The organism is Sporosarcina aquimarina (genome assembly GCF_023715615.1).
Taxonomy (GTDB): Bacteria; Bacillota; Bacilli; order Bacillales_A; family Planococcaceae; genus Sporosarcina; species Sporosarcina aquimarina_A.
Genome location: NZ_JAMBOM010000002.1, coordinates 366279 through 386067, shown reverse-complemented (window position 1 = coordinate 386067; position 19789 = coordinate 366279). Strand labels below are relative to the sequence as shown.

General features: G+C 39.6%; 24 protein-coding genes and 1 riboswitch. Of the genes, 18 read left to right on the top strand and 6 right to left on the bottom strand.

Translation table 11 applies throughout. The features are described from left to right. The first annotated feature begins 191 nt into the window (after positions 1–191). The 6 genes from M3197_RS08935 to M3197_RS08915 all read left to right on the top strand — a co-directional run bounded on the left by M3197_RS08935 (position 192) and on the right by M3197_RS08915 (position 3675). Positions 192–569: an LptM family lipoprotein gene (locus M3197_RS08935; RefSeq protein ID WP_251660829.1), complete on the top strand. Its 378-nt coding sequence runs from the start codon at positions 192–194 to the stop codon at positions 567–569. 127 nt (positions 570–696) lie between these two features. Then, positions 697–855 (top strand): hypothetical protein, encoded by a 159-nt coding sequence (locus tag M3197_RS08930; RefSeq protein WP_251660826.1) that lies wholly within the window; start codon positions 697–699, stop codon positions 853–855. Positions 856–1041: 186 nt separating this feature from the next. Further along, positions 1042–1173 carry a hypothetical protein gene (locus tag M3197_RS17365; protein ID WP_285851257.1) on the top strand — a complete coding sequence of 44 codons (132 nt, stop codon included), beginning with the start codon at positions 1042–1044 and terminating at the stop codon, positions 1171–1173. Positions 1174–1437: 264 nt separating this feature from the next. Continuing rightward, the gene (locus tag M3197_RS08925; protein ID WP_251660824.1) at positions 1438–1728 is read left to right on the top strand and encodes a hypothetical protein; all 291 of its coding nucleotides are present in this window, start codon (positions 1438–1440) and stop codon (positions 1726–1728) included. A 475-nt stretch (positions 1729–2203) separates the two neighbouring features. After that, positions 2204–2593 (top strand): hypothetical protein, encoded by a 390-nt coding sequence (locus tag M3197_RS08920; protein ID WP_251660822.1) that lies wholly within the window; start codon positions 2204–2206, stop codon positions 2591–2593. Between the two features lie 551 nt (positions 2594–3144). After that, a complete protein-coding gene (locus M3197_RS08915) occupies positions 3145–3675 on the top strand; it encodes a GNAT family N-acetyltransferase (RefSeq protein WP_251660820.1) in 531 nt (176 codons plus the stop codon). Between the two features lie 103 nt (positions 3676–3778). Here the strand turns inward: M3197_RS08915 and M3197_RS08910 are convergent, their stop codons facing one another. Further along, complete coding sequence (locus M3197_RS08910; RefSeq protein ID WP_251660818.1) at positions 3779–4642, bottom strand: YitT family protein; 864 nt, start codon at positions 4640–4642, stop codon at positions 3779–3781. A gap of 268 nt (positions 4643–4910) precedes the next feature. On the opposite strand from M3197_RS08910, the gene nhaC reads away from it, so the two are divergent. After that, positions 4911–6353, top strand: a complete 1443-nt coding sequence (gene nhaC / locus M3197_RS08905; RefSeq protein WP_251661039.1) for a Na+/H+ antiporter NhaC — start codon at positions 4911–4913, stop codon at positions 6351–6353. A 56-nt stretch (positions 6354–6409) separates the two neighbouring features. Here the strand turns inward: nhaC and M3197_RS08900 are convergent, their stop codons facing one another. Beyond that, on the bottom strand, positions 6410–7651 hold the full coding sequence (locus tag M3197_RS08900; RefSeq protein WP_251660816.1) for an HTH domain-containing protein: 1242 nt from the start codon (positions 7649–7651) through the stop codon (positions 6410–6412). An 86-nt stretch (positions 7652–7737) separates the two neighbouring features. On the opposite strand from M3197_RS08900, the gene M3197_RS08895 reads away from it, so the two are divergent. Continuing rightward, positions 7738–8853 carry a mandelate racemase/muconate lactonizing enzyme family protein gene (locus M3197_RS08895; protein ID WP_251660815.1) on the top strand — a complete coding sequence of 372 codons (1116 nt, stop codon included), beginning with the start codon at positions 7738–7740 and terminating at the stop codon, positions 8851–8853. Continuing rightward, positions 8850–9536, top strand: a complete 687-nt coding sequence (locus M3197_RS08890; RefSeq protein ID WP_251660813.1) for a GNAT family N-acetyltransferase — start codon at positions 8850–8852, stop codon at positions 9534–9536. Before M3197_RS08895 ends, M3197_RS08890 begins: the two co-directional genes overlap by 4 nt. 360 nt (positions 9537–9896) lie before the next feature. On the opposite strand, the gene M3197_RS08885 is transcribed toward M3197_RS08890, so the two are convergent. Continuing rightward, on the bottom strand, positions 9897–10058 hold the full coding sequence (locus M3197_RS08885; RefSeq protein ID WP_251660811.1) for a hypothetical protein: 162 nt from the start codon (positions 10056–10058) through the stop codon (positions 9897–9899). 48 nt (positions 10059–10106) lie between these two features. Next, positions 10107–10670: an RNA 2',3'-cyclic phosphodiesterase gene (thpR, locus tag M3197_RS08880; RefSeq protein ID WP_251660809.1), complete on the bottom strand. Its 564-nt coding sequence runs from the start codon at positions 10668–10670 to the stop codon at positions 10107–10109. A 111-nt stretch (positions 10671–10781) separates the two neighbouring features. Between thpR and M3197_RS08875 the strand changes: the two genes are divergently transcribed. The 3 genes from M3197_RS08875 to M3197_RS08865 all read left to right on the top strand — a co-directional run bounded on the left by M3197_RS08875 (position 10782) and on the right by M3197_RS08865 (position 13954). After that, complete coding sequence (locus M3197_RS08875; protein WP_251660807.1) at positions 10782–12866, top strand: catalase; 2085 nt, start codon at positions 10782–10784, stop codon at positions 12864–12866. 86 nt (positions 12867–12952) lie between these two features. Next, entirely contained in the window at positions 12953–13468 is a 516-nt protein-coding gene (locus M3197_RS08870; RefSeq protein WP_251660804.1) for a DUF3231 family protein, read from the top strand. 168 nt (positions 13469–13636) lie between these two features. Next, positions 13637–13954, top strand: coding sequence for a thioredoxin family protein (locus tag M3197_RS08865; RefSeq protein ID WP_251660801.1), 318 nt, complete (start codon positions 13637–13639; stop codon positions 13952–13954). 65 nt (positions 13955–14019) lie between these two features. Here the strand turns inward: M3197_RS08865 and M3197_RS08860 are convergent, their stop codons facing one another. Further along, complete coding sequence (locus M3197_RS08860; protein ID WP_251660799.1) at positions 14020–14295, bottom strand: AbrB/MazE/SpoVT family DNA-binding domain-containing protein; 276 nt, start codon at positions 14293–14295, stop codon at positions 14020–14022. Positions 14296–14503: 208 nt separating this feature from the next. Between M3197_RS08860 and M3197_RS08855 the strand changes: the two genes are divergently transcribed. The 6 genes from M3197_RS08855 to M3197_RS08830 all read left to right on the top strand — a co-directional run bounded on the left by M3197_RS08855 (position 14504) and on the right by M3197_RS08830 (position 18979). After that, a complete protein-coding gene (locus tag M3197_RS08855) occupies positions 14504–15364 on the top strand; it encodes a YitT family protein (RefSeq protein WP_251660797.1) in 861 nt (286 codons plus the stop codon). Between the two features lie 90 nt (positions 15365–15454). Beyond that, a riboswitch (SAM riboswitch) is annotated at positions 15455–15560 on the top strand. Positions 15561–15637: 77 nt separating this feature from the next. Beyond that, the gene (gene metA, locus M3197_RS08850) at positions 15638–16546 is read left to right on the top strand and encodes a homoserine O-acetyltransferase MetA (protein ID WP_251660795.1); all 909 of its coding nucleotides are present in this window, start codon (positions 15638–15640) and stop codon (positions 16544–16546) included. A gap of 101 nt (positions 16547–16647) precedes the next feature. Then, positions 16648–17244 (top strand): TetR/AcrR family transcriptional regulator, encoded by a 597-nt coding sequence (locus tag M3197_RS08845; RefSeq protein WP_251660793.1) that lies wholly within the window; start codon positions 16648–16650, stop codon positions 17242–17244. A 116-nt stretch (positions 17245–17360) separates the two neighbouring features. Continuing rightward, complete coding sequence (locus tag M3197_RS08840; protein WP_251660791.1) at positions 17361–17708, top strand: DMT family transporter; 348 nt, start codon at positions 17361–17363, stop codon at positions 17706–17708. Between the two features lies 1 nt (position 17709). Next, positions 17710–18024 (top strand): DMT family transporter, encoded by a 315-nt coding sequence (locus M3197_RS08835; RefSeq protein WP_251660789.1) that lies wholly within the window; start codon positions 17710–17712, stop codon positions 18022–18024. A gap of 58 nt (positions 18025–18082) precedes the next feature. After that, positions 18083–18979 carry an RluA family pseudouridine synthase gene (locus M3197_RS08830; protein WP_251660787.1) on the top strand — a complete coding sequence of 299 codons (897 nt, stop codon included), beginning with the start codon at positions 18083–18085 and terminating at the stop codon, positions 18977–18979. Positions 18980–19050: 71 nt separating this feature from the next. Here M3197_RS08830 and M3197_RS08825 read toward each other — a convergent pair whose 3' ends face one another. Beyond that, positions 19051–19683: a spore coat protein gene (locus tag M3197_RS08825; RefSeq protein WP_251660784.1), complete on the bottom strand. Its 633-nt coding sequence runs from the start codon at positions 19681–19683 to the stop codon at positions 19051–19053. Positions 19684–19789 lie beyond the last annotated feature (106 nt).

Genomic DNA, 19789 nt, shown 5'->3' with positions numbered 1-19789 from the left:
AGACCCTGGACGTAGCGTAGCGAAGGAAGCGGCTCAAGCCACGCCCTCCGGAAAGAGTCCGTCTGGAACGGAAATTAACGGCGTTACACAGTTCCAGAATAGGGGGCGTTTGCGTTATAAGCGATTTCATCTATATCGCAATCTCGGCCAGAATCTTTAAATAACACTAAACTGATGAGGGAGTGAAATTGGTGAAAAGATTATTTTTAATAATGTTCTCTGCTATTGCAATCTTATCTCTATCAGCATGTGCACAGAAAAAGTTAAGCTTTGAAGAAGTGGATACTGTTCCTAAAAAAGTAACAGAAGCAATAAACCCTGATGATCGACTTCAAATGATTAATAAAAATGGTAAAGTGTCTTACATTGTTTTTCAATCACATGAAGATGTTAAATCCAGTTTGGAATCAGTAAATAAAACAGCACTTATCAAGTTGGATGAAGTGGATGCGAGCGATAATGAACTAAAGCAATATATATACACGTTAACAATAGATGAGTCTCATGACACAATTGATATCAAAGTTAACGGTGAATCAACGCCTTATCCTATGACTATTATAGATTAACGGTGCGATTGCTTAATAAGTAATTGCTCTAATTTGCAAACGGGCGCGATTGCGTTATAAGTGATTTCTTCTATATCGCAATCGGGCCAGATCGGCTATTAGAATGGGTTACTGGGGAGGAATTTGTATGTGGAGTTTTAGAACATTTAAAGACAAACGTTACTGGATTCTTTTAATACCAGCCATAATTATTTTGCTACTATTTGCATTTTTCACCCCGGATTACATTCTTCAAAAACCTTTTGTTGCACCAATAACTATACTTTCAAGTGGGGTTTTATTCTGATCCACATACCACCTTTGGAAATACTTTGGGGATAAAAAGAAGAAGGAACATACAGAAGATAATCACGAGATGTAACCCTGAGTGTTAAGGAATTGTCCGCAATTCTTGAATAGGGATCTTCGCACCGTATTGAAGAATCGGGCCATTTAAGGGAGTAAGTTATATTCAAAGAAAGGTGGAATCGGAATGGATTGGTTGTGGGCGTGGTTTGCTTTTTCACTTGCTGCAGGTGCGTTTTATGAATCTTCTCAAGTGAAAAAAGAGAATAAAAAGCTAAAGAAGAGAATTGAAATGTTGGAAGAAGAAGTATATAAATAACTTCCGCAATTGGTCCATTTGATTGTTAAAGAACAGAGGAGGGAATAGTTTTGGGTTTGTTAATAGGTTTTTCTATTATCATAATTTTCCTATGGTCAATCGACTCTCAACTAAGAAAAGGTACAATGCAAAATGAAGAAATTAAAGAGTTATTGAAGAAATTGACCGATAACAACAGATGACATCTTACATAATCGGTGGCGATTGCTGAATAGGTGATCGCTCTACATTGCAATCGGGCCAGATTAATTGGGAGGAAGCATGGTGAAAAGTCGAAAAAAACGTCTCATTTATTTAAGTGTATTTTTTTCAATTTTCTTGATGTTAACTGTGTTGTACTTTACCAAATATTATTGCTTACCTGAGCAAGGTTTAGGTGTGACTAAATTAGTAGCCTATGTACTTCTTATTTTTGTAATCATTTCTTTAGGTGAATGGTTTAGAGCATTTGACAAGAATAGTTCAAGATACAAAAAATATTTATTTAATAGTTTGATGGTTATTTGGGTTTTATTTTTACTGATATTCTTTAAGAAAATTATTTTTAATTTTTAAACTAACGGGTGCTTTATTTCAATATCAATCTGCCGCATTCGGGCGCGATTGTTTGATAGCACACTCTAGTTGATTGAAGTGGAAGGCGGCGACTCCAGCGGGAACAGAGCGAGTTGAAGACCCTGCAACAAAGCGTAGTGAGGAGTCTGAAGCCGTGCCCGCGGAACGCGTCCGCCTTGAACGGAAATCAACGGGTTGCAGACTGTTCCATAATTGGGCGCTTTTCTTGCAGAGAGTTTGTGTTTCAACCGGACCAAATTGATGGGGAAGGATTGACAGTATGTCTATTATTTTTTTGGAGTATGTATAATTATAGGATCTGGTTTAATATCTCATTCAATGTTAGTTCATTAATCATCCATAGCGCGTGATAATGGAATACAGATGTGCCACAACAGAGTGATAGGATTGTTTAAATAAAATTATTATAAGTGGGTCTAGTAGGTTGCGAAGATTTTTGATTCTATTCTTAGTAATGGGGAGCATGTTAACTGGATGTGGGAAAGAGGAAGTATCTTTTTCAGAAGTCAGTATTGATAAAGTAAAAAAGGATGTAAAAGATTTTATATTACATATAGATACTTCCGAAAGTGATAACGGAAATGGCATATATATGTTCAATGATTCGGAAAAAGTTCGTTATCTCTATCTTACTCAAGACTTTTTGGAAGGCGAAAATGGTTTTGGGAGTTTGGACATTAAGGTCGATGATAATTCATGGAGCATATATTTAAACGAAAGTTCAGATGTAAAGGGTATAGAAGACGAATATAAATTATACAAAATCAAGTTGAATGAGGAATTTGAATACGGGAAAGTATTTAAAAATGGTGAGGAAACCCATTTTCAAACAATAGGTGCGTAAAGAAATTGAAGCGGTTTTAAAAAGTTTTTTGGTAAATGACTCTTTATATTGAGGTGAAACCGTGTTTAAAATAATTGTCTTGATTCTGTTTTTAATTTTTATGTATTTTGTTTTGTTCTGTGAAAAAAGAGCTTTCAGGGTTACGATTCTCCTTTATTTCACTTTGCTTTCAATCGTATTTTTATTAGGAATCTCCAAAATAACGGATAAGTATCACTTATATGATGGACCTGTATTGGATGGCGGTTTTCAAAGACTTAATGATTGGGTAGGGTTCTTTTCTTTCTTATATATTTTACCTACGCTTGTAATTATTGCTTACGTTTCATTTAGAATAGCAAAAAAGCTATTTGCTAAAACTTGGTTAAGAGTCGTCGTGTATCTATTATGGATTGCTTTATTGATAGGAATTAGTTTTATTTCGCTCATTATTTTCACGTTAATCTTTTATGGATTTGCTCCTTAACTAATTAAAATTCCTTTTAAAGCAATCATCCAGGAATGAAGGCTAAAATACAGTATTCTAGATTGAATAACTTATGAGGTGGAAAATGATCTATATAGAAACTGCAAGATTGACATTACGGGATTGGAAAGAAACCGACTTAGAACCATTTCGAAGACTAAATGCGGACGAAGAGGTCATGACCTATTTTCCTGAGACTTTAACATCTGAAGAAACAAATGCGTTTTATAAAGCCATTATATCTGAAATTGAAGAATGTGGTTTTGGACTCTATGCCGTGGAAGAAAAAACAAATAAGGAGTTTATTGGGTTTTTAGGATTTCATAGGGCAACCTTTGACGCTGATTTTACTCCATGTATAGAAATTGGTTGGCGACTCAAAAAAGAAGCTTGGGGGAAAGGATATGCCACAGAGGGAGCGGCAGCCTGCTTAGAATATGGATTCAGTGAACTTAATTTTACTGATATTTATAGTTTTACGGCTGCTATCAATTCCCCTTCAAAAAACGTGATGAGAAAAATCGGTATGAATTTTATTGGGGATTTTGATCATCCGAAAGTTAAAGATGACAGTGCATTAAAAAAACATGTTCTATTTCATATCAATCAAAAGTGAATTAATAAAGGAACTCTAGTTTTCGCAAGTTTCTTTTATAAAGCAAATTTAAGGGCTGCCCAAAGTGTCATGTAAATGACATCTTGGAACAGCCCTTTTGACATTAATGGATCGCAGACTTGAACCGTGATCCGTGAGTTTCTTGTGTATCCATAATGGTCGTAAATGCAGATGGATCGATATCATGAACAATTTCTTTTAACTTCGTCAACTCAAGACGTGTCACCACTACATAGATGACATCCTTCTCATCATCGCTATATCCACCTTTACCGTGCAACTTCGTCACGGAACGACCTAAGCGTTTGCTAATGGCAGCGGCCATTTCTTCAAATTCGTCCGAAACGATTATGGCAGCTTTCGTCTCGTCAAACCCTTGAATCACCGCGTCAATCGCTTTTGCCGCTATGTAATAGGTCAAAATGGAATACATTGCTTTTTCAGGGCCGAGCACAAAACCTGCCCACCCGAAGATAAAGATGTTAAGGAACATCACAAATTCACCAACAGAATAAGGAACTTTTTTCGTCAACAAAATCCCCAATATTTCAGTTCCATCCAGTGCCCCACCATTTCGAATGACAATTCCAACACCCGCTCCAAGAAGTATGCCTCCAAAAGCTGTCGCAAGTAGTGGGTCTGTCACGAATGGACCAACCGCTTTTAATGGAAATTCAATAACAGCTAAAAATACAATGGCGAACGTAGAAGAGAGGAAAAAGTTTTTTCCGATATGCTTGTAACCAAAAAATACAAACGGTAAGTTGAAAATCAGAATCAATATTCCAAAGGGGATGTCGCTTAAGTAATTGATGATTAGCGAAATACCGATAATCCCACCGTCGATAACAGAGTTTGGTATTAAAAATAATTCCAAAGCAACTGCTGCTAGCCCAGCACCAAACGCGATAAATAAATATCGACGTACAAAATGCCAAAATGTCTCCTTTTTATGCTCCTTAATCATAGGAAGTAACCACCTTTGTTCTATAGAGTTGTACCCAAATCACTATCAATATTTGGGAAGGAAGGAGCCAAAATATGTGGAATCATTCTGTCTAACTAAGTATAACATTGTAACCGTTTACAGAAAAACTATTGACAATGCAGAAAAGCGAGTTTATTATTCGATTAACGACTATTAAGCGACAGTTAGTGCTAGTCTGACATTTTAGTGGGGGTGGTTCCAAGTGGAACAAAGAAAAACTAGAGAAAAACGGGACATAAATTTCTGGATGGCAATTTTGCCGTTGGTCATTATGATTGGCGTCATGCTTGTCACAGTAGTCTGGCTCGAACAAGGCCCTCATATGCCATTAATCGTTGGAACATCGGTTGCATCATTAGTAGCATGGAAATATGGATTCAATTGGAAAGAAATAGAGGAAATGATGTATAAGGGAATTCGTCTCGCACTTCCAGCAGTCGTGATCATCATGCTTGTAGGACTCACGATCGGTGCTTGGATGGGTGGAGGAATTGTCGCTACGATGATCTTTTATGGGCTAAAACTAATTACGCCTGCTTGGTTCTTAGTAGCAATCATGATTATTTGTTCGATCGTTTCACTCGCAATCGGAAGTTCATGGTCTACTATGGCTACGATTGGGGTTGCAGGAATGGGAATCGGACTTAGCATGGGGATCCCAGCTGGTATGGTTGCTGGAGCAGTCATTTCAGGTGCTTATTTTGGGGATAAAATGTCACCGCTTTCAGACACAACAAATTTAGCTTCTGGCTTGACCGGTACAGATCTATTTGATCATATCAAACACATGTTATATACAACGATTCCGGCGCTCATCATCGCATTTGGCGTGTTCACAGTACTCGGAAGACGTTTTGCGGATGGTAATCTAGATATGGATAAAATCGCTCAAACTTCTATCGTCATGAAAGAGAGCTTCCTGATTTCGCCTTGGTTACTACTTGTACCACTTGCTGTAATAGTTATGGTGGCACTAAAAGTTCCAGCAGTTCCAGCACTTATTGTTGGAATTGTAATGGGATTCCTAAGCCAGATTTTTATTCAGGGTGGTTCTATAACAGAAGCATTGGTCGCATTACAAGAAGGGTTTTCTATTAAAACAGGGAACGAACTCGTTGATAATTTGTTTGATGGCGGTGGACTGGACTCGATGATGTATACCGTATCAATGACAATTGTTGCGATGACTTTTGGAGGGATCCTAGAGTATTCCGGAATGCTAAAGGCAATCATGGATCAGCTTTTGAAAGTTGTAAAGTCGACATCGTCATTGATTATCTCAACGATTGGTGCTTGCTTTATGACTAATGCAACATGTTCTGAACAATACATTTCAATCGTTGTACCTTCACGTATGTTCAGTAAAGCCTATAAAGATAAAGGTCTCAGTTCGAAAAACCTGTCTCGTGCGTTAGAGGATGGGGGGACGTTAACCTCTGTATTCATCCCATGGAATACGTGTGGGGTCTTCATCCTAGGAACACTTGGTGTGGGCGTAACAGAATACGGACCTTACGCAATTATTAACTTTGTCGTACCTATACTGTCAATTATTTACGCGTTGACTGGATTCTCTATTGTAAAAATGACAGCAGAGGAAAAACAACGTGTGGAGGAAGAAGAAAAGAAACTATTAGGGGATTCGTTCGAAGAAGAGCAAAAAGAACAGCAAGTTCCCGTACATTCATAAAAAGAGAGGCTGTTCAGGAAATCAGGTAATCACTGGTTTGCTGTACAGCCTTTTCTTTAATACACAGGAAAAGTTAACTCATAAACCGCTCGAGGGCGCCCTTGCCGATAGGTCATTTCTTCGCCAACAGTGTTTGCATACGCACTCGAAAGTAATTTTTTTATGGTCCGTTCAGCAGTTCGGCGAGAAACCCCTAGGTGACTCGCTAAATCATTTGCAGTGAATTGAGTGGATTGATGGCTTTGCCCGAATGTAGCAAGCTTTGATAACACAGCTGGACTGAGAGCTGTTTTTTCTGCGATTTCTGCGAGAAGTGGTTCAATTACCCTCAATTCAATAGCCACTCCAGTAGATTGAAGAAGACTATGCAATTCTTTTTTTTCGTCTAACAAATAAGGACCTTCGTTCTGTTCGGTATACATATATCTGAGAGCACTCAGGGCGTTCTCCTTTGCGGAAGTAAGTGTCCGACCACTTCCGAAAGCTAGTTGACCGCTCACTTGTGTAGCTACTTGTTGAAATTCAGGCATGTGCAAGGCGGACTGAATAGCACCTTGGGTTGTGTAAAATAGGATGCCTTCTTCTGCATGGATGCAATGGGCGTGCAATAAGTGAGCAAGCTTTTCAGAAACGTCATTCATCTCAGTTTTGAGTTTGGAGTCATCTAAAATACCTGCGGCGATTTTAGATGTTTCGCTTTTTTGTAAAAGTGCTTCTTGGCAAACACGGTCAATTGTTTTTAAGAACGAACTTTTTACACTAATCATTTTAAAAACAGGGATTTTAAGTTCAATTAAACGATCATGAACTGCATGAACACTAGTTACCGCTACATTTAAAGGATTTTTCTCATATGCTGAAGAGTGAAATTGAACAAGTTCGTCTATAACATAGTCTTCTTCTAATTGATAGATAAGAGGGCGCTGTTCACTAGCCTTAATATCTGCTAACACGTTTTCTAAGACGATAGATTCACGAACATCGATGGACATCTTTTCGAGTTCTAACGGTTGTTTTAATGAAATTGCAAGTAAGGTAGTTGTGATTTCCGTCTCATCTTGTTTTAGATAGACGGCAGGTACAGGAATGGATTGCAAGACATCAGTGGAAGCGACGTAAGGAAGCGATCCTGAAAAAAGAATTGCGTCACAAGGGAGTAACTTTTTCAAGAGGTCAGGTGCTTCGCTAGGAAGGGTATATGGATACAAATCTAAAATGATTTCACTGCGTTGCTCAGTAAATTGTATTGCACGTTGACAGAATTCCTCTGATCCGAATATCGCAACTTTTGTTCTCATATGCAACCACCTTTTTAATTAGCGACTATTTAACGACAATGATACAATGAAAATAATAACTTGCCAAGCAGGAAGGGGAAATTTGTATGAAAATTAAAGAAATTGAGATATTTGCTATAAGACTACCACTCCATGAACCATTCGTCATTAGTTATGCAACGTATGATGACATGCCTTCGATTATCGTCAAGCTCACTACTGACACTGGAATCGTCGGATATGGTGAAGCCGTTGCAGATGACCACGTCACAGGAGAGAGTTGGGAAGGGACGTTCTCAGTGCTTCGCCATACGTTAGCTCCAGCTGTTATCGGACTGAATCCGAGTGAATTTGAACGCCTTCATGAAACAATGGACAAAGAAATTTACGGTGTACCAACTGCGAAAGCAGCCATTGACATAGCATGTTTCGATGCTGTTGGTAAAAGTCTAGGAATACCAGCCTATCAATTACTTGGTGGCCGTTATCATAATGAATTCCCGATTACACACGTTCTAAGTATCGGAGAGCCGGAAGCGATGGCAGAAGAAGCTGCCCAGCGTATGGAGGCAGGATATACATCCTTTAAAATGAAGGTCGGAACTGATGCGGCTGAAGACGTGAAACGCATTCAAGCGGTTCGTAAACGCGTTGGAGAAACGATTGCAATTCGAGTAGACGTCAACCAAGGTTGGGTCAATAGTTCGACCACTTTACAGGCTATGAAGAAGTTGGAAGCTTGCCATCTTGACTGGCTAGAACAGCCCGTTAAGGCAGATGACATCGATGGATTGGTCGAAGTGAAATCGAAGAGTGCAACACCTCTGATGGCGGATGAAGGACTTCGTGGAGTACGAGAAATGCGAGAAATCATCGCAAAACGTGCGGCAGACAAAGTGAATATTAAGTTGATGAAATGTGGTGGGATGTATCCTGCTATGAAGCTGGCACACATGGCGGAAATGGCGGGAATCGATTGTCAAGTAGGCTCAATGGTCGAGTCTTCAATCGGATCAGCAGCAGGATTCCACGTAGCGTTTTCTCAAAAAGCGATGTCTAGTGTTGAACTGACGGGGCCACTTAAATTCAGCAAAGATGTTGGAAATCTACAATACGATGTTCCATTCATTCGGTTGAACGAAAAGCCAGGTCTCGGAATTGAAATTGACGAAACGGTGTTGGCGGAACTGACTGTATTCAGTGAAAAAGTGGTGTCTTTATGAAACAGGTCACACTGAAAGATGGAACCTCACTCCCAGTCGTCAAGTTAACGAAGCATGATTTACCTGAAATCACTCAGTTGCAAACGAAAGTCATTGAGCATTTATCCGAGAAAACATTTTTGCAGCCGTTATCAGAAGAGGAATTCGAATACATCTTAGATGGAAACGGATTGCTTGTTGGTGTTCGTTCTGATGGGAACCTCATTGCTTTTCGAGCGCTAATGGATCCGGGCGAAGACCCTGAACACCTAGGTGAAGATGCAGGCATTCCTAAAGAGCAGTGGAGTTCCGTCCTCTATTCGGAAATTACTAATGTACATCCTGATTTTCAAGGGAACGGGTTACAGCGTCAGCTCGGGAAAATTGTTATGGAAGAGGTCGATGCAGATCGGTATAAGTATGTCTGTGCGACAGTTGCACCGTTTAACATTGCGAGCATTAAAGACAAGTTTGAATTAGGAATGCATATCGCTGCCCTTAGTGTGAAATATGAAACACTTACCCGTTATATTATGACGAAAAAATTAGCAGCTGACGTGTCTGTTATGAGTGATGACTCCATTGAAGTAGAGATGGGAGACACATCAAAGCAGCAGAAATTATTAAAAAGAGGTTGGATTGGCACTTCTATTCATAAGGGTGATGTAGGATTTATCGTCTTATATAAGAAAGTGATTTTATAAGGACTATCGGAATAATAATATTTCCGAAAAACTAGAACTAAGAGCTTGTCTATAAGTAGAAGATTCTCACACTATTTTAAATGCTGCCTCTAAATTACGGAACGATATTGCGAAACTAACTGATAGAAGGCAAGTAGCTCCTACTATTCCCGTTCATTGTCATCATTTATATCAGTACAATAGATAATTGAGAGACATTGTTGTGTGTAGCAGAGAGCGTCCGCTCACAGCGAAAATTACCTTTTCATAGAAAATGCTAATGTAAAAGAAAAAATGTAGACAAACTCCATGATTATTGGAGTTTGTCTACAGTCTTAACCGGCCATCAGTAATTATAAACTGGGGACCGGTTTTTTAGATTCATTTCTTATTTTGTTTTCGCTGTTTCATGAGCGACTCGATATTGTCGAGTTCCCGTGCCATTTCTGCTCTCATTTCTGAAGCGGAAAGTTTTTGGTTTTTCGGTGTTTGCGGAAGTGAAGCTGCATTCTTTCCACCTTTTGCATGTTCATCGCGTCCCATAGTCATGCTCCTTTCAACAGGTCTCATCATCTTCAGTATGTGCAGAACTTAGTCATCGATACTCGAAGGATGGCCAAATGAAAACGTGTATTCAGGGGAATACTTAGGAGACTTTGTCGGGTCAATTGAATAGAGAATTATTTCTGATACATCCAATGCCAATGGTTCAAATAGTTCTTGTTCGATTGGAAGAGAGCGATCATCCTTTTTCTTTTTAGCGATTGTAACGTGCGGTGTGTAGCCTAATGTAGCCGGTTTTTGTAATATGGATTCCAGACGCTCAGATAGTTGTTGGTAAAGTTTGTTTAACTGGCAGCTTTGTTGAACGGAAAAGTACACAACACGAGGACCAGCAGGATTTCCAAAAAATGATATGCCGTTTAGCGCTATCGAAAATGTTTCCGTGCTAGTCGCGACGAGCTGCATTTCTTGCTTTACAAGTGCAAGTTGGGAACGGTTAAGTCCACCGAAAAAGAGCAATGTGATGTGCAGATCATCGGGGTGCGGTATGACCTTGTAATGTGTTGGGAGATCATACTGTAGACTACTCGCTGTAAGTTTTTCTTTGACCAATTCAAAAGGGACATAGATCGCTGCAAAATAATGCGTCATGGCAAACTCTCCTTTGTGATTCATAGTATAGCAAGAAACGATTGGTACTATGTGCTGGGTAACCTGCCTCAATAGGGATGCATACACTATCAGGGAGCGAGAGATGAATCGATGAAAGGGGATTGCGTGAAACATTCAACTGGTAATAATCCTGAAATGCATAACCAAAATGCCAAACAACGCCAATTAGGAGAATATCGTGTCAATAACTATGGAAAACCGTTGACAACCAATCAAAGTCTTAAAGTATCAGGAGACGAAAATTCTTTAAAAGCAGGAGTTCGTGGCCCGACTTTGTTGGAAGATTTTCACCTACGAGAGAAAATCACACATTTTGATCACGAGCGGATTCCTGAGCGAGTTGTTCATGCCCGTGGTTATGCTGCCCATGGAGAATTTGTTTTACACAAATGTATGAAAAAGTATACAACAGCGAAATTTCTTCATGAAGTCGGAAAAGTAACACCGCTGTTTACTCGCTTTTCTACTGTAGTAGGAAGTAGAGGCTCTACAGAAACAGCCAGAGATGTTAGAGGATTCGCAGTTAAGTTTTATACTGAAGAGGGGAATTATGATTTAGTCGGAAACAATATACCAGTTTTTTTCATACAAGATGCTATTAAATTCCCGGACCTTATACATGCTGCTAAACCAGAACCTCAAAACGAATTTCCACAAGCTGCGACAGCTCATGATACTTTCTGGGATTTTGTTGCAAATAATCAGGAGTCGGCCCATATGATTATGTGGACCATGTCCGATCGTGCAATACCAGTTAACTTTCGAAAAATGCAAGGATTCGGTGTGCATACATTTCGTTTTGTCAATTCAGAAGGAAAAGCACATTTCGTGAAATTTCACTGGAAACCCCGATTAGGCATACACTCTCTTGTATGGGACGAAGCACAAAAGATTGGTGGGAAAGATCCGGATTTCCATCGCCGTGACTTATATGAATCGATCGAGGCAAAAAACTACCCGAAGTACGATTTAGGAGTCCAAATAATCCGAGAAGAAGATGAATTCATGTTTGACTTTGATATTTTAGACGCCACTAAAATATGGCCGGAAGAAATTGTTCCAGTTGAAATAATTGGTACGATGACGTTAAATCGAAACGTCGATAATGTATTTGCGGAGACCGAACAAGTGGCTTTTCATCCCGGAAATGTGGTACCAGGAATCGATTTTACGAATGACCCATTATTGCAAGGCCGGTTATTTTCGTACTTGGATACTCAATTGCTTCGATTAGGTGGACCCAATTTCGCTGAGATTCCGATTAATCGTCCTGTCTGTCCGTTTCACAACAACCAAAGAGATGGGTTCAGCAGACAGCGTATCGACGTTGGGCAAGTAAGCTACCATAAAAACTCACTCGCGGATAATACACCTTCACCTACACCTGTCGACAAAGGTGGATATGAGCATTACCAAGAAAAAGTGGAAGGGCACGTCATACGTGCTGGAAGTCCATCGTTTGATGATCATTTCTCTCAAGCAAGACTGTTTTGGAACAGCATGGCACCTTATGAGAAGCAACACATTATCGATGCGTTCAGTTTCGAAGTCGGTAAAGTACAAAGTCAATCTGTACGCCAACAAGTTGTAGATATGTTTTGTCATGTCGATAGCGGGCTCTCAGCTGCAATTGCAAATGCCGTAGGTGTGAAACCTCCAGAATGCACTCCAGCTGATACTACAGCGTCTTCTCCAGCACTCAGTATGGAGAATACAGTCTTCGTTCCAGAAACCTTGAAAGTAGCAATTCTAATAGGAGAGGGATTCGATAGTGCAGTCATTAGGAATGCAGTTCAATCACTTCGAAACGAAAGCGTTACAATCGATATCGTTAGTGAAAAGTTAGGAACAATTAAAGGGACTGCAGGGAAAACTGCCATTGCGAATCAGACATTTATAACAGCATCTCCTGTTTTGTATGACAGTATTCTTGTGGGTGGTGGAGCGTCGAACAATTCTGCGGAGTTTGACAGTAACATGAAAAATTATATAGAGGAAACATGGAAGCATTATAAGCCGATAGCCTTTACAACTGAAGGATCTCGTTATATTGCAGAAACTTCTGTGCAGGAGGGTCCAGGAATTATAGTAGAGAAAAAGGTAGATGATTTTTATTGTGCTTATATTAATGCGTTAGCAAAACAACGTTTTTGGGAACGGAATATTTATAAATAACCCACATCCAAAGCGTATGAATAACATTTCAATTTCTCACCATCCTAGGAATGTACGATTACATTTCTAGAAATGAGGAGAGACGAATGGGAATTTTAAGTGGTAATCCAAAAGATGAGCCATTGCACTACGGAGAGGTCATTGGATGTTGGGCTTATGTTGGTGCAAACAAAGGACTGATCAGCGCTTATCAGACCTTTATTAATCATGCGGGTGACGAAGGGCTCAAGAAGCTCCTACATGAAGCTGTAGACATGATGAAGGACCACGACAAACAGATCGAAGAAGTGTTGAAAGAAAATGGTATTATGCCTCCGCCAACACTTCCTGACCGTCCGACTTGTTCTGCAGATGATATCCCTCCAGGTGCACGATTCATGGATCCTGAAATCAGTGGTGCAATTTCGATTAACGTCGGTCAGGCGTTAGTTTCATGTAGTCAGGTGATGGGGCAATGCTTGCGTGAGGACATTGCGACAATGTTTGCGAAGTTCCATGCTGACAAAATCATGTTTGGTGCAAAGCTATTGAAACTGAACAAAGAAAAAGGATGGATCATCCCCCCGCCCATGCACATGAGCGGACAACAATCCAAAGAGTGAAATGTCGGGCTAGGTGACTAAATCACTTGAAAAGTTAAAGTAGAGAAGAGCGGACGTTGCTTTCTTCTCTGCTTTTTTCTATAGGTGTCTACAAAAGAAGAGTTGAGCGAAATCGATTCTTCACTACATAGGAAATGATATACTGAAATCTATAAGGGGGAGAGTTAAATGGAGAAATTACAGTCACAAGAGCAATTTGAAGAACTTAAAAAAGGGGAACGAACGGTGTTTTTGTTTTCTGCAGATTGGTGTCCGGATTGTCGAGTCATCGATCCGTTATTGCCTGGGATTGAAGCGGATTACCCGGAATACGAATTTGTCTATGTAGATCGTGATGAGTTCATAGACATTTGCGCAGAAAACGACATTTTTGGTATCCCAAGTTTTCTTGTTTACAGCAAAGGTGAAGAAAAAGGACGATTGGTAAGTAAAGACAGAAAAACTCGTGAAGAGATTACAGGGTTTTTGGATAATCTGGAAGCTTAAAAAGAAAATGGAAAGGGTTGCTGCTTGAGAAGTCATAGAGACTCCACTGGCAGCAACCCTTTCTTTTACTTACGAAACCCCTTTTTTACCTCTTCAAGAATAATTTTAGCACCCGCAGGGCTGACGAACATACCATTAGACAGTTCGAAATTATCGGAAGTGATTTCTCCGGTAATCACACAAGCTTCACGGATCTTATAGCTCCTAAGAATAATGGTTTCATCCTCCGTGAAAAATTCAAGTGGTTGTCCTTCAGGAAGTTTCATTGTCTCACGCAATTCGATTGGGATAACTATTCTCCCTAGATGATCAACTTTTCTTACAACGCTCAAGCTCCTCATAAGAGAACCTCCTTCAATGGTACCTGAATTCTTCTATAATCATACAATTCTATGTTGAGAAATGCAAAATAATGGTCGATTTTTTGTCGAAAGTTCATTAATGGTGAATATTTAGAATGAATGAACTTCTATTTCTTATCATTGTCAATAGTCACAAATGACGTGTAGTTTGGTAGAATAGTACAGTTGGCAAGAATGGAGGGACACGATGACTTTTACTCAATTTAAGAAATCAGCGGTTTTTGACTACATACAAATTATTGTAGGTTCGGCATTTGTCGGACTGGCATTTACTATTTTCCTATTACCTTCACGAATAGCTGCAGGTGGAGTTTCAGGGATCAGCACAATTGTTTTTGAACTATACGGATTTAATCCCGCATATGTACAGTGGCTTATTAACTTACCTCTGCTCATTTTAGGTCTCGTTCTTGTTGGAAAAGACTTCAGTTGGCGCACCATTGTGGGAACATTTTTTGTGCCTTTTTTCATTTTCATAACTACGGATATTAATGTTCCGATTCATAATCCGTTATTAAGTTCTATTTATGGTGGAATTATGCTTGGTATCGGTCTAGGAATTGTTTATAGAGGAAATGGTTCAACAGGTGGAACTGCACTCATAGCTCAAGTTCTGAAGAAGTATACCAACTTTTCCAGTGGCTTTGCTCAGCTAATAGTTGACGGTGCTGTCGTCATCATCTCGGCTTTTGTCTTTGACCTGGAACTCGCACTTTATGCCATGATGGCAATCTATGTGACGAGTAAAGTTATCGATTTTGTGCAGCTTCAGACATCGCCGACTAAACTGATTCTGATCATTACGGATCAAGAGGAAAAAGTTCAAACACTTATTAATAACGAACTTAATCGAGGGTTAACAAAAGTGAAGTCTTTGGGAGGTTATTCAAACCAGGAGAAAACCATGATCCTGTGTGTCGTTGAGCAATCAGAAGCTATTTACTTTAAAAAGATTGTGCAGGAGCAAGAGCCGACATCTTTCGTAATTTTCTTAAATGCATCTGAAATCCTAGGAAGAGGGTTTTCCAGGGCCCAATACGACGATTGAGTAGTTGCTAGCCTGTCAGTAAACTCAATCCGGTTAAATGTTAGACTATACAAATAAATTAGAAATGGTATACTGTTTAGTAATTGAATACGCTTATCGAGAGAAACCGAGGGAAATGGCCCAATGACGTTTCAGCAACCCCTGATCGATTCAGGAAGGTGCTACTTCCACAAGACTTTGTCTTGAGAGATAAGAGGAACGGCTATTAGCTTCCACTTTCTCTTTTGTAGAAAGCGGAAGTTTTTTTGATGGGCTGAATAGGAGTGAAGAATTGTGCCAATTACAATACCAAAAGCGTTACCCGCGGGAGAACTACTGAAGCAAGAAAAAATATTTGTGATGGATGAAGAACGCGCTACCTCACAAGACATTAGACCACTTCGCATACTAGTCGTGAATTTAATGCCTCAAAAGGAAAAAACGGAACTGCAACTTCTGCGTCTGTTAGGTAATACTCCTCTTCAAGTAGATGTAACTTTTTTACATACAGAAACGTACGTATCGAAAAATGTTAGTAAAAACCATTTGGATACATTTTACAAAACATTCCCTCAAGTGAAAGACGAAAAATTTGATGGAATGATCGTAACGGGGGCACCTGTTGAGCAAATGGAATTCGAACAGGTTGAGTATTGGGGAGAAATGCAGGAAATTTTAGATTGGGCATCAGCGAATGTGACATCTTCCATGCATATCTGTTGGGGAGCCCAGGCAGCCCTTTATCATTACTATGGAGTGAACAAACACCAACTGCCATCTAAGTGTTTTGGGATATTTGATCATCTCGTTACCAATCCAACTGTCAATCTTGCACGTGGATTTAATGACCTATTTCCTGCTCCACACTCCAGACATACAGGAATTTCACAATACGAAATCGAACAGCATGACTCTTTGAACCTACTGGCATATTCGGAAGAGGTTGGTCCCTTTATCGTGCTATCTAATGATGCAAAAAACATTATGATTACAGGGCACTTAGAGTACGATGCGGGAACGTTGCAGGAAGAATATGAGCGTGATGTAGCAAAAGGACTTGAAATTGATATTCCTAAGAATTACTTCCCGAATGACAATAGCTCGTTGAATCCGCTGAATACATGGCGTTCCCATACACATCTCTTATTTTCAAATTGGCTAAATTACTATGTCTATCAACAAACTCCATTCGTATGGAAGTAATGAAATTTGTGGAAAGGCAATTGATGATCCGCTGAAGAACTTGTAGTTCTCAGCGGATTGGACTATAATGAATGACAGTCAGTCATTGGTGGAGGGATCTTATGAACAAGAGAGAAAAAATTGTTCAGTCTGCAATTCAAGTGTTTACTGAAAAAGGCGTAGAAAAAACGACTGTTTCACATATTGTTAAAGCTGCCGCGATTGCACAAGGAACGTTCTACTTATACTTTCCTTCTAAATTATCGCTCATGCCCGCGATTGCTGAAGTGATGGTACAGCATACTTTAAAAACGGTAATAGACGCTGTTAAAGATTCTGCATCGTTTGATGAGCAATTGAAACAGTTTGTCGATGCGATTTTTGCAGTTAACAAAGAACACCACGAGATTCAGGCGATGATCTATTCAGGTTTAGCTTCAACTGAACATTTGAAAGAGTGGGAGAGCGTCTATGCTCCCATTTACCAATGGGTAAGCGCACTTGTGGAAAAGGTGCAGAAGCAAGGAGTCATTCGTGTTGACAGTCATCCAGATCGACTAGCAAAACTCATTATCGGATTGACAGAGTCCGCTGCAGAGCAAATTTACTTGTACGATGAAGACCTTGACCAAGAAATTCGCGCTACTGAACAAAAAGAGGAAACTCTGTTGTTTTTAATGTATGCCCTTGGCTATTCAAAACAATTAATTAAGAAGTAGGAATTCACCTCGACGTTCAACAATTTATTGTGAATCGAGGTGATCCTTTTTAAGTGTGTACTTATGGAATGAAATGAATGACAATCAGTCAGTCATCTAAGAGAAGGAGCATTTTTATGAGAAAAGAATGGCTTTATGTAGCTGGAACTAGTTTTTTTGAACTTGTATGGATTTTCGGTTTTAACGTAGCTTCTGTATGGTGGCACTGGATTCCGATCGTGTTGTTTATATTCGTCGACTTCCACTTCCTCTCTAAAGCTTGTGCGACATTACCGACAGGTACTGTGTATGCCATATTTGCAGCTATCGGAACCATCGGAACGGCTTTGATGGATGTATTTTTCTTTGGACAAACGTTAAGTGGTGGGAAAATTTTCTTCATCGTCATTTTAGTGACAGGTGTCATCGGTTTAAAACTGGCTGATGGGCATGACGAAAAACTAGCAGCAGAAAGGAATCGTTGACATGGGATGGTTATTTGTAGCATTAGCCGCTGGATTTGAATTTACAGGTGTTATTGGACTAAACAAGTATAGTAAAAAGAAAACGATTCCTTCAGGTATTTTATTTTTAGGTGGATTTAGCATGGCATTCGTATTTTTGTATTCATCGTTCAAGTACTTACAAGTGAGCACAGCATATGCAGTATGGATAGGAATTGGAACTGCAGGTGCCGTAATACTAAATATGATCTTTTTTGGGGAATCGAAAAGTTTAGCAAGAATCGGCAGTCTGGCATTGATTGTCATTGGTGTCATTGGTTTAAAAGCATTGTCCTAAATCATGTTTGATATTTCATTAAAGGTTGCGCATAATGTATGAATAAGGAGACGTGACTATGCGAACTAACTCAAAACAAGCAACACCACAAGCAACAGGTTATAAAGTAAAAAAGGAACAGCCGCTTTTACCTTTTTTGCTAGACACTATTCAAAAAAGTAGAAATGCAGTGAAAGGGATTCTTTCCCGAGGGCAAGTGTCTGTTAACGGAGAGCCAACTACTCAACATGACCGATTATTAAACGTTGGTGATAAGGTTGAAATTATGACCAATCAAGCTGCGAGAAATGACAGTGAACTTTCAGGACTTTCTATAATGTATGAAGATGATGCCATCATCGTAATCGACAAAGAAGCAGGATTATTATCAATGGCTGCAAAGGATAAAAAAGAAGTGACCGCGTTCAGTGAGCTTTCTTCTTATGTAAGAAAAACGAATAGAGGTAATCGGGTATTCATCGTCCATCGTCTAGACAGAGAAACGTCTGGCGTTATGGTATTTGCAAAAACTGAAGAAGTAAAAAAACTCCTACAGAACAACTGGGAAGAATCTGTCCAGGAGCGAGGGTATATCGCGCTAGTTGAAGGCAAAGTGCGTAACGAAACAGGTGAAATTATTTCTTGGCTGAAAGAGACAAGAACATTTAAAGTCTATTCCAACCCCACGGATAATGGCGGTCAAAAAGCTATTACACGTTATAAGCGACTCCAAGCAAGTGCACAGTTTTCACTACTCGAATTGAGATTGGAAACAGGTCGGAAAAACCAAATCCGTGTGCATATGGAGGAAATTGGACACTCGGTGGTAGGCGATAAAAAATATGGTGCTACCACAAACCCTATTAAACGACTTGGTCTTCATGCAACAAAGTTAACGATGATTCATCCGATAACAAAGGAGCAACACACGTTCATTTCTGATCCGCCGTCCTCCTTCTATAAAAAATCAAAATAACCGTGCGCGCCAAAAAGGCGCACACGGTTATTTTTTGAGGCTTCAAAGTACCGTAAAATCATGCGAGGTTTTTACTGTAAAGGGGGCATTCCTGGTTGACCTTGTGCTGGTGCAAATGCATTGAGTAACTCGGTCATATCCTGTGAAGCCAGCTGAGGTACTTGATAGTAATGATGTTTGTTCTGGTAAATGGATAATTCATATGCCATTTCTATACAGTTTGGAACCGAATCAGCTAGCACCCTGCGAACTACAGGATTACACACTTCACAAGCCACCATTGTTTTCATGGAAGCTCCGGCTTTAGCAGAGCTTAATAAGAAACCGGAGATGATTTCATCCGTAATTTCAGAAGCATTCATCATAGGCTTTTTAGGTTGACTTGCCTTCATACCATAAATGAAATCATTTCCTTCTTTCATTTTATAGCTTTGTGTAGGATGAGATGGGTCATGACCTGATTTGAAACTCTCGACTGTAATGTTATATTCATCCAATGTAAAACGGTACTGACGATCGAGAATATCTAAAAGCTCTGGATCCTTCACATGAGGGCGAAGTAAAATCGCCTGGCTAAGGGCGCCTATTGTGCTCGATAATACTTCGTGAACATCAAAAAGCTCATGTCCTCCGTGATTCATGGATGGGGGTACTGTACCAGTGTGCATGTTTTGGTGGGTCATTCCGTTTTGGTTTGTAGTCATTGTTGTCCTCCCTAAAGTATGCTGTTCGTTCATGACTAGTATGTACTTCATGTATCTTTCTATCCTGTGGGATGTTTTGTATGAATAGCGGAACAGCTACTTTCAT

Coding starts and splice junctions, on each gene's coding strand:
- M3197_RS08865 (WP_251660801.1), top strand. CDS start 13,637: ATGGAGAAATTACAGTCACAAGAGCAATTTGAAGAACTTAAAAAAGGG.
- M3197_RS08930 (WP_251660826.1), top strand. CDS start 697: ATGTGGAGTTTTAGAACATTTAAAGACAAACGTTACTGGATTCTTTTA.
- M3197_RS08885 (WP_251660811.1), bottom strand. CDS start 10,058: ATGGGACGCGATGAACATGCAAAAGGTGGAAAGAATGCAGCTTCACTT.
- thpR (WP_251660809.1), bottom strand. CDS start 10,670: ATGACGCATTATTTTGCAGCGATCTATGTCCCTTTTGAATTGGTCAAA.
- M3197_RS08910 (WP_251660818.1), bottom strand. CDS start 4,642: ATGATTAAGGAGCATAAAAAGGAGACATTTTGGCATTTTGTACGTCGA.
- M3197_RS08825 (WP_251660784.1), bottom strand. CDS start 19,683: ATGACTACAAACCAAAACGGAATGACCCACCAAAACATGCACACTGGT.
- M3197_RS08845 (WP_251660793.1), top strand. CDS start 16,648: ATGAACAAGAGAGAAAAAATTGTTCAGTCTGCAATTCAAGTGTTTACT.
- M3197_RS08875 (WP_251660807.1), top strand. CDS start 10,782: ATGAAAGGGGATTGCGTGAAACATTCAACTGGTAATAATCCTGAAATG.
- M3197_RS08870 (WP_251660804.1), top strand. CDS start 12,953: ATGGGAATTTTAAGTGGTAATCCAAAAGATGAGCCATTGCACTACGGA.
- M3197_RS08920 (WP_251660822.1), top strand. CDS start 2,204: ATGGGGAGCATGTTAACTGGATGTGGGAAAGAGGAAGTATCTTTTTCA.
- M3197_RS08855 (WP_251660797.1), top strand. CDS start 14,504: ATGACTTTTACTCAATTTAAGAAATCAGCGGTTTTTGACTACATACAA.
- M3197_RS08830 (WP_251660787.1), top strand. CDS start 18,083: ATGCGAACTAACTCAAAACAAGCAACACCACAAGCAACAGGTTATAAA.
- M3197_RS08895 (WP_251660815.1), top strand. CDS start 7,738: ATGAAAATTAAAGAAATTGAGATATTTGCTATAAGACTACCACTCCAT.
- M3197_RS08915 (WP_251660820.1), top strand. CDS start 3,145: ATGATCTATATAGAAACTGCAAGATTGACATTACGGGATTGGAAAGAA.
- M3197_RS08890 (WP_251660813.1), top strand. CDS start 8,850: ATGAAACAGGTCACACTGAAAGATGGAACCTCACTCCCAGTCGTCAAG.
- nhaC (WP_251661039.1), top strand. CDS start 4,911: ATGGCAATTTTGCCGTTGGTCATTATGATTGGCGTCATGCTTGTCACA.
- M3197_RS08860 (WP_251660799.1), bottom strand. CDS start 14,295: ATGAGGAGCTTGAGCGTTGTAAGAAAAGTTGATCATCTAGGGAGAATA.
- M3197_RS17365 (WP_285851257.1), top strand. CDS start 1,042: ATGGATTGGTTGTGGGCGTGGTTTGCTTTTTCACTTGCTGCAGGTGCG.
- M3197_RS08900 (WP_251660816.1), bottom strand. CDS start 7,651: ATGAGAACAAAAGTTGCGATATTCGGATCAGAGGAATTCTGTCAACGT.
- M3197_RS08840 (WP_251660791.1), top strand. CDS start 17,361: ATGAGAAAAGAATGGCTTTATGTAGCTGGAACTAGTTTTTTTGAACTT.
- M3197_RS08835 (WP_251660789.1), top strand. CDS start 17,710: ATGGGATGGTTATTTGTAGCATTAGCCGCTGGATTTGAATTTACAGGT.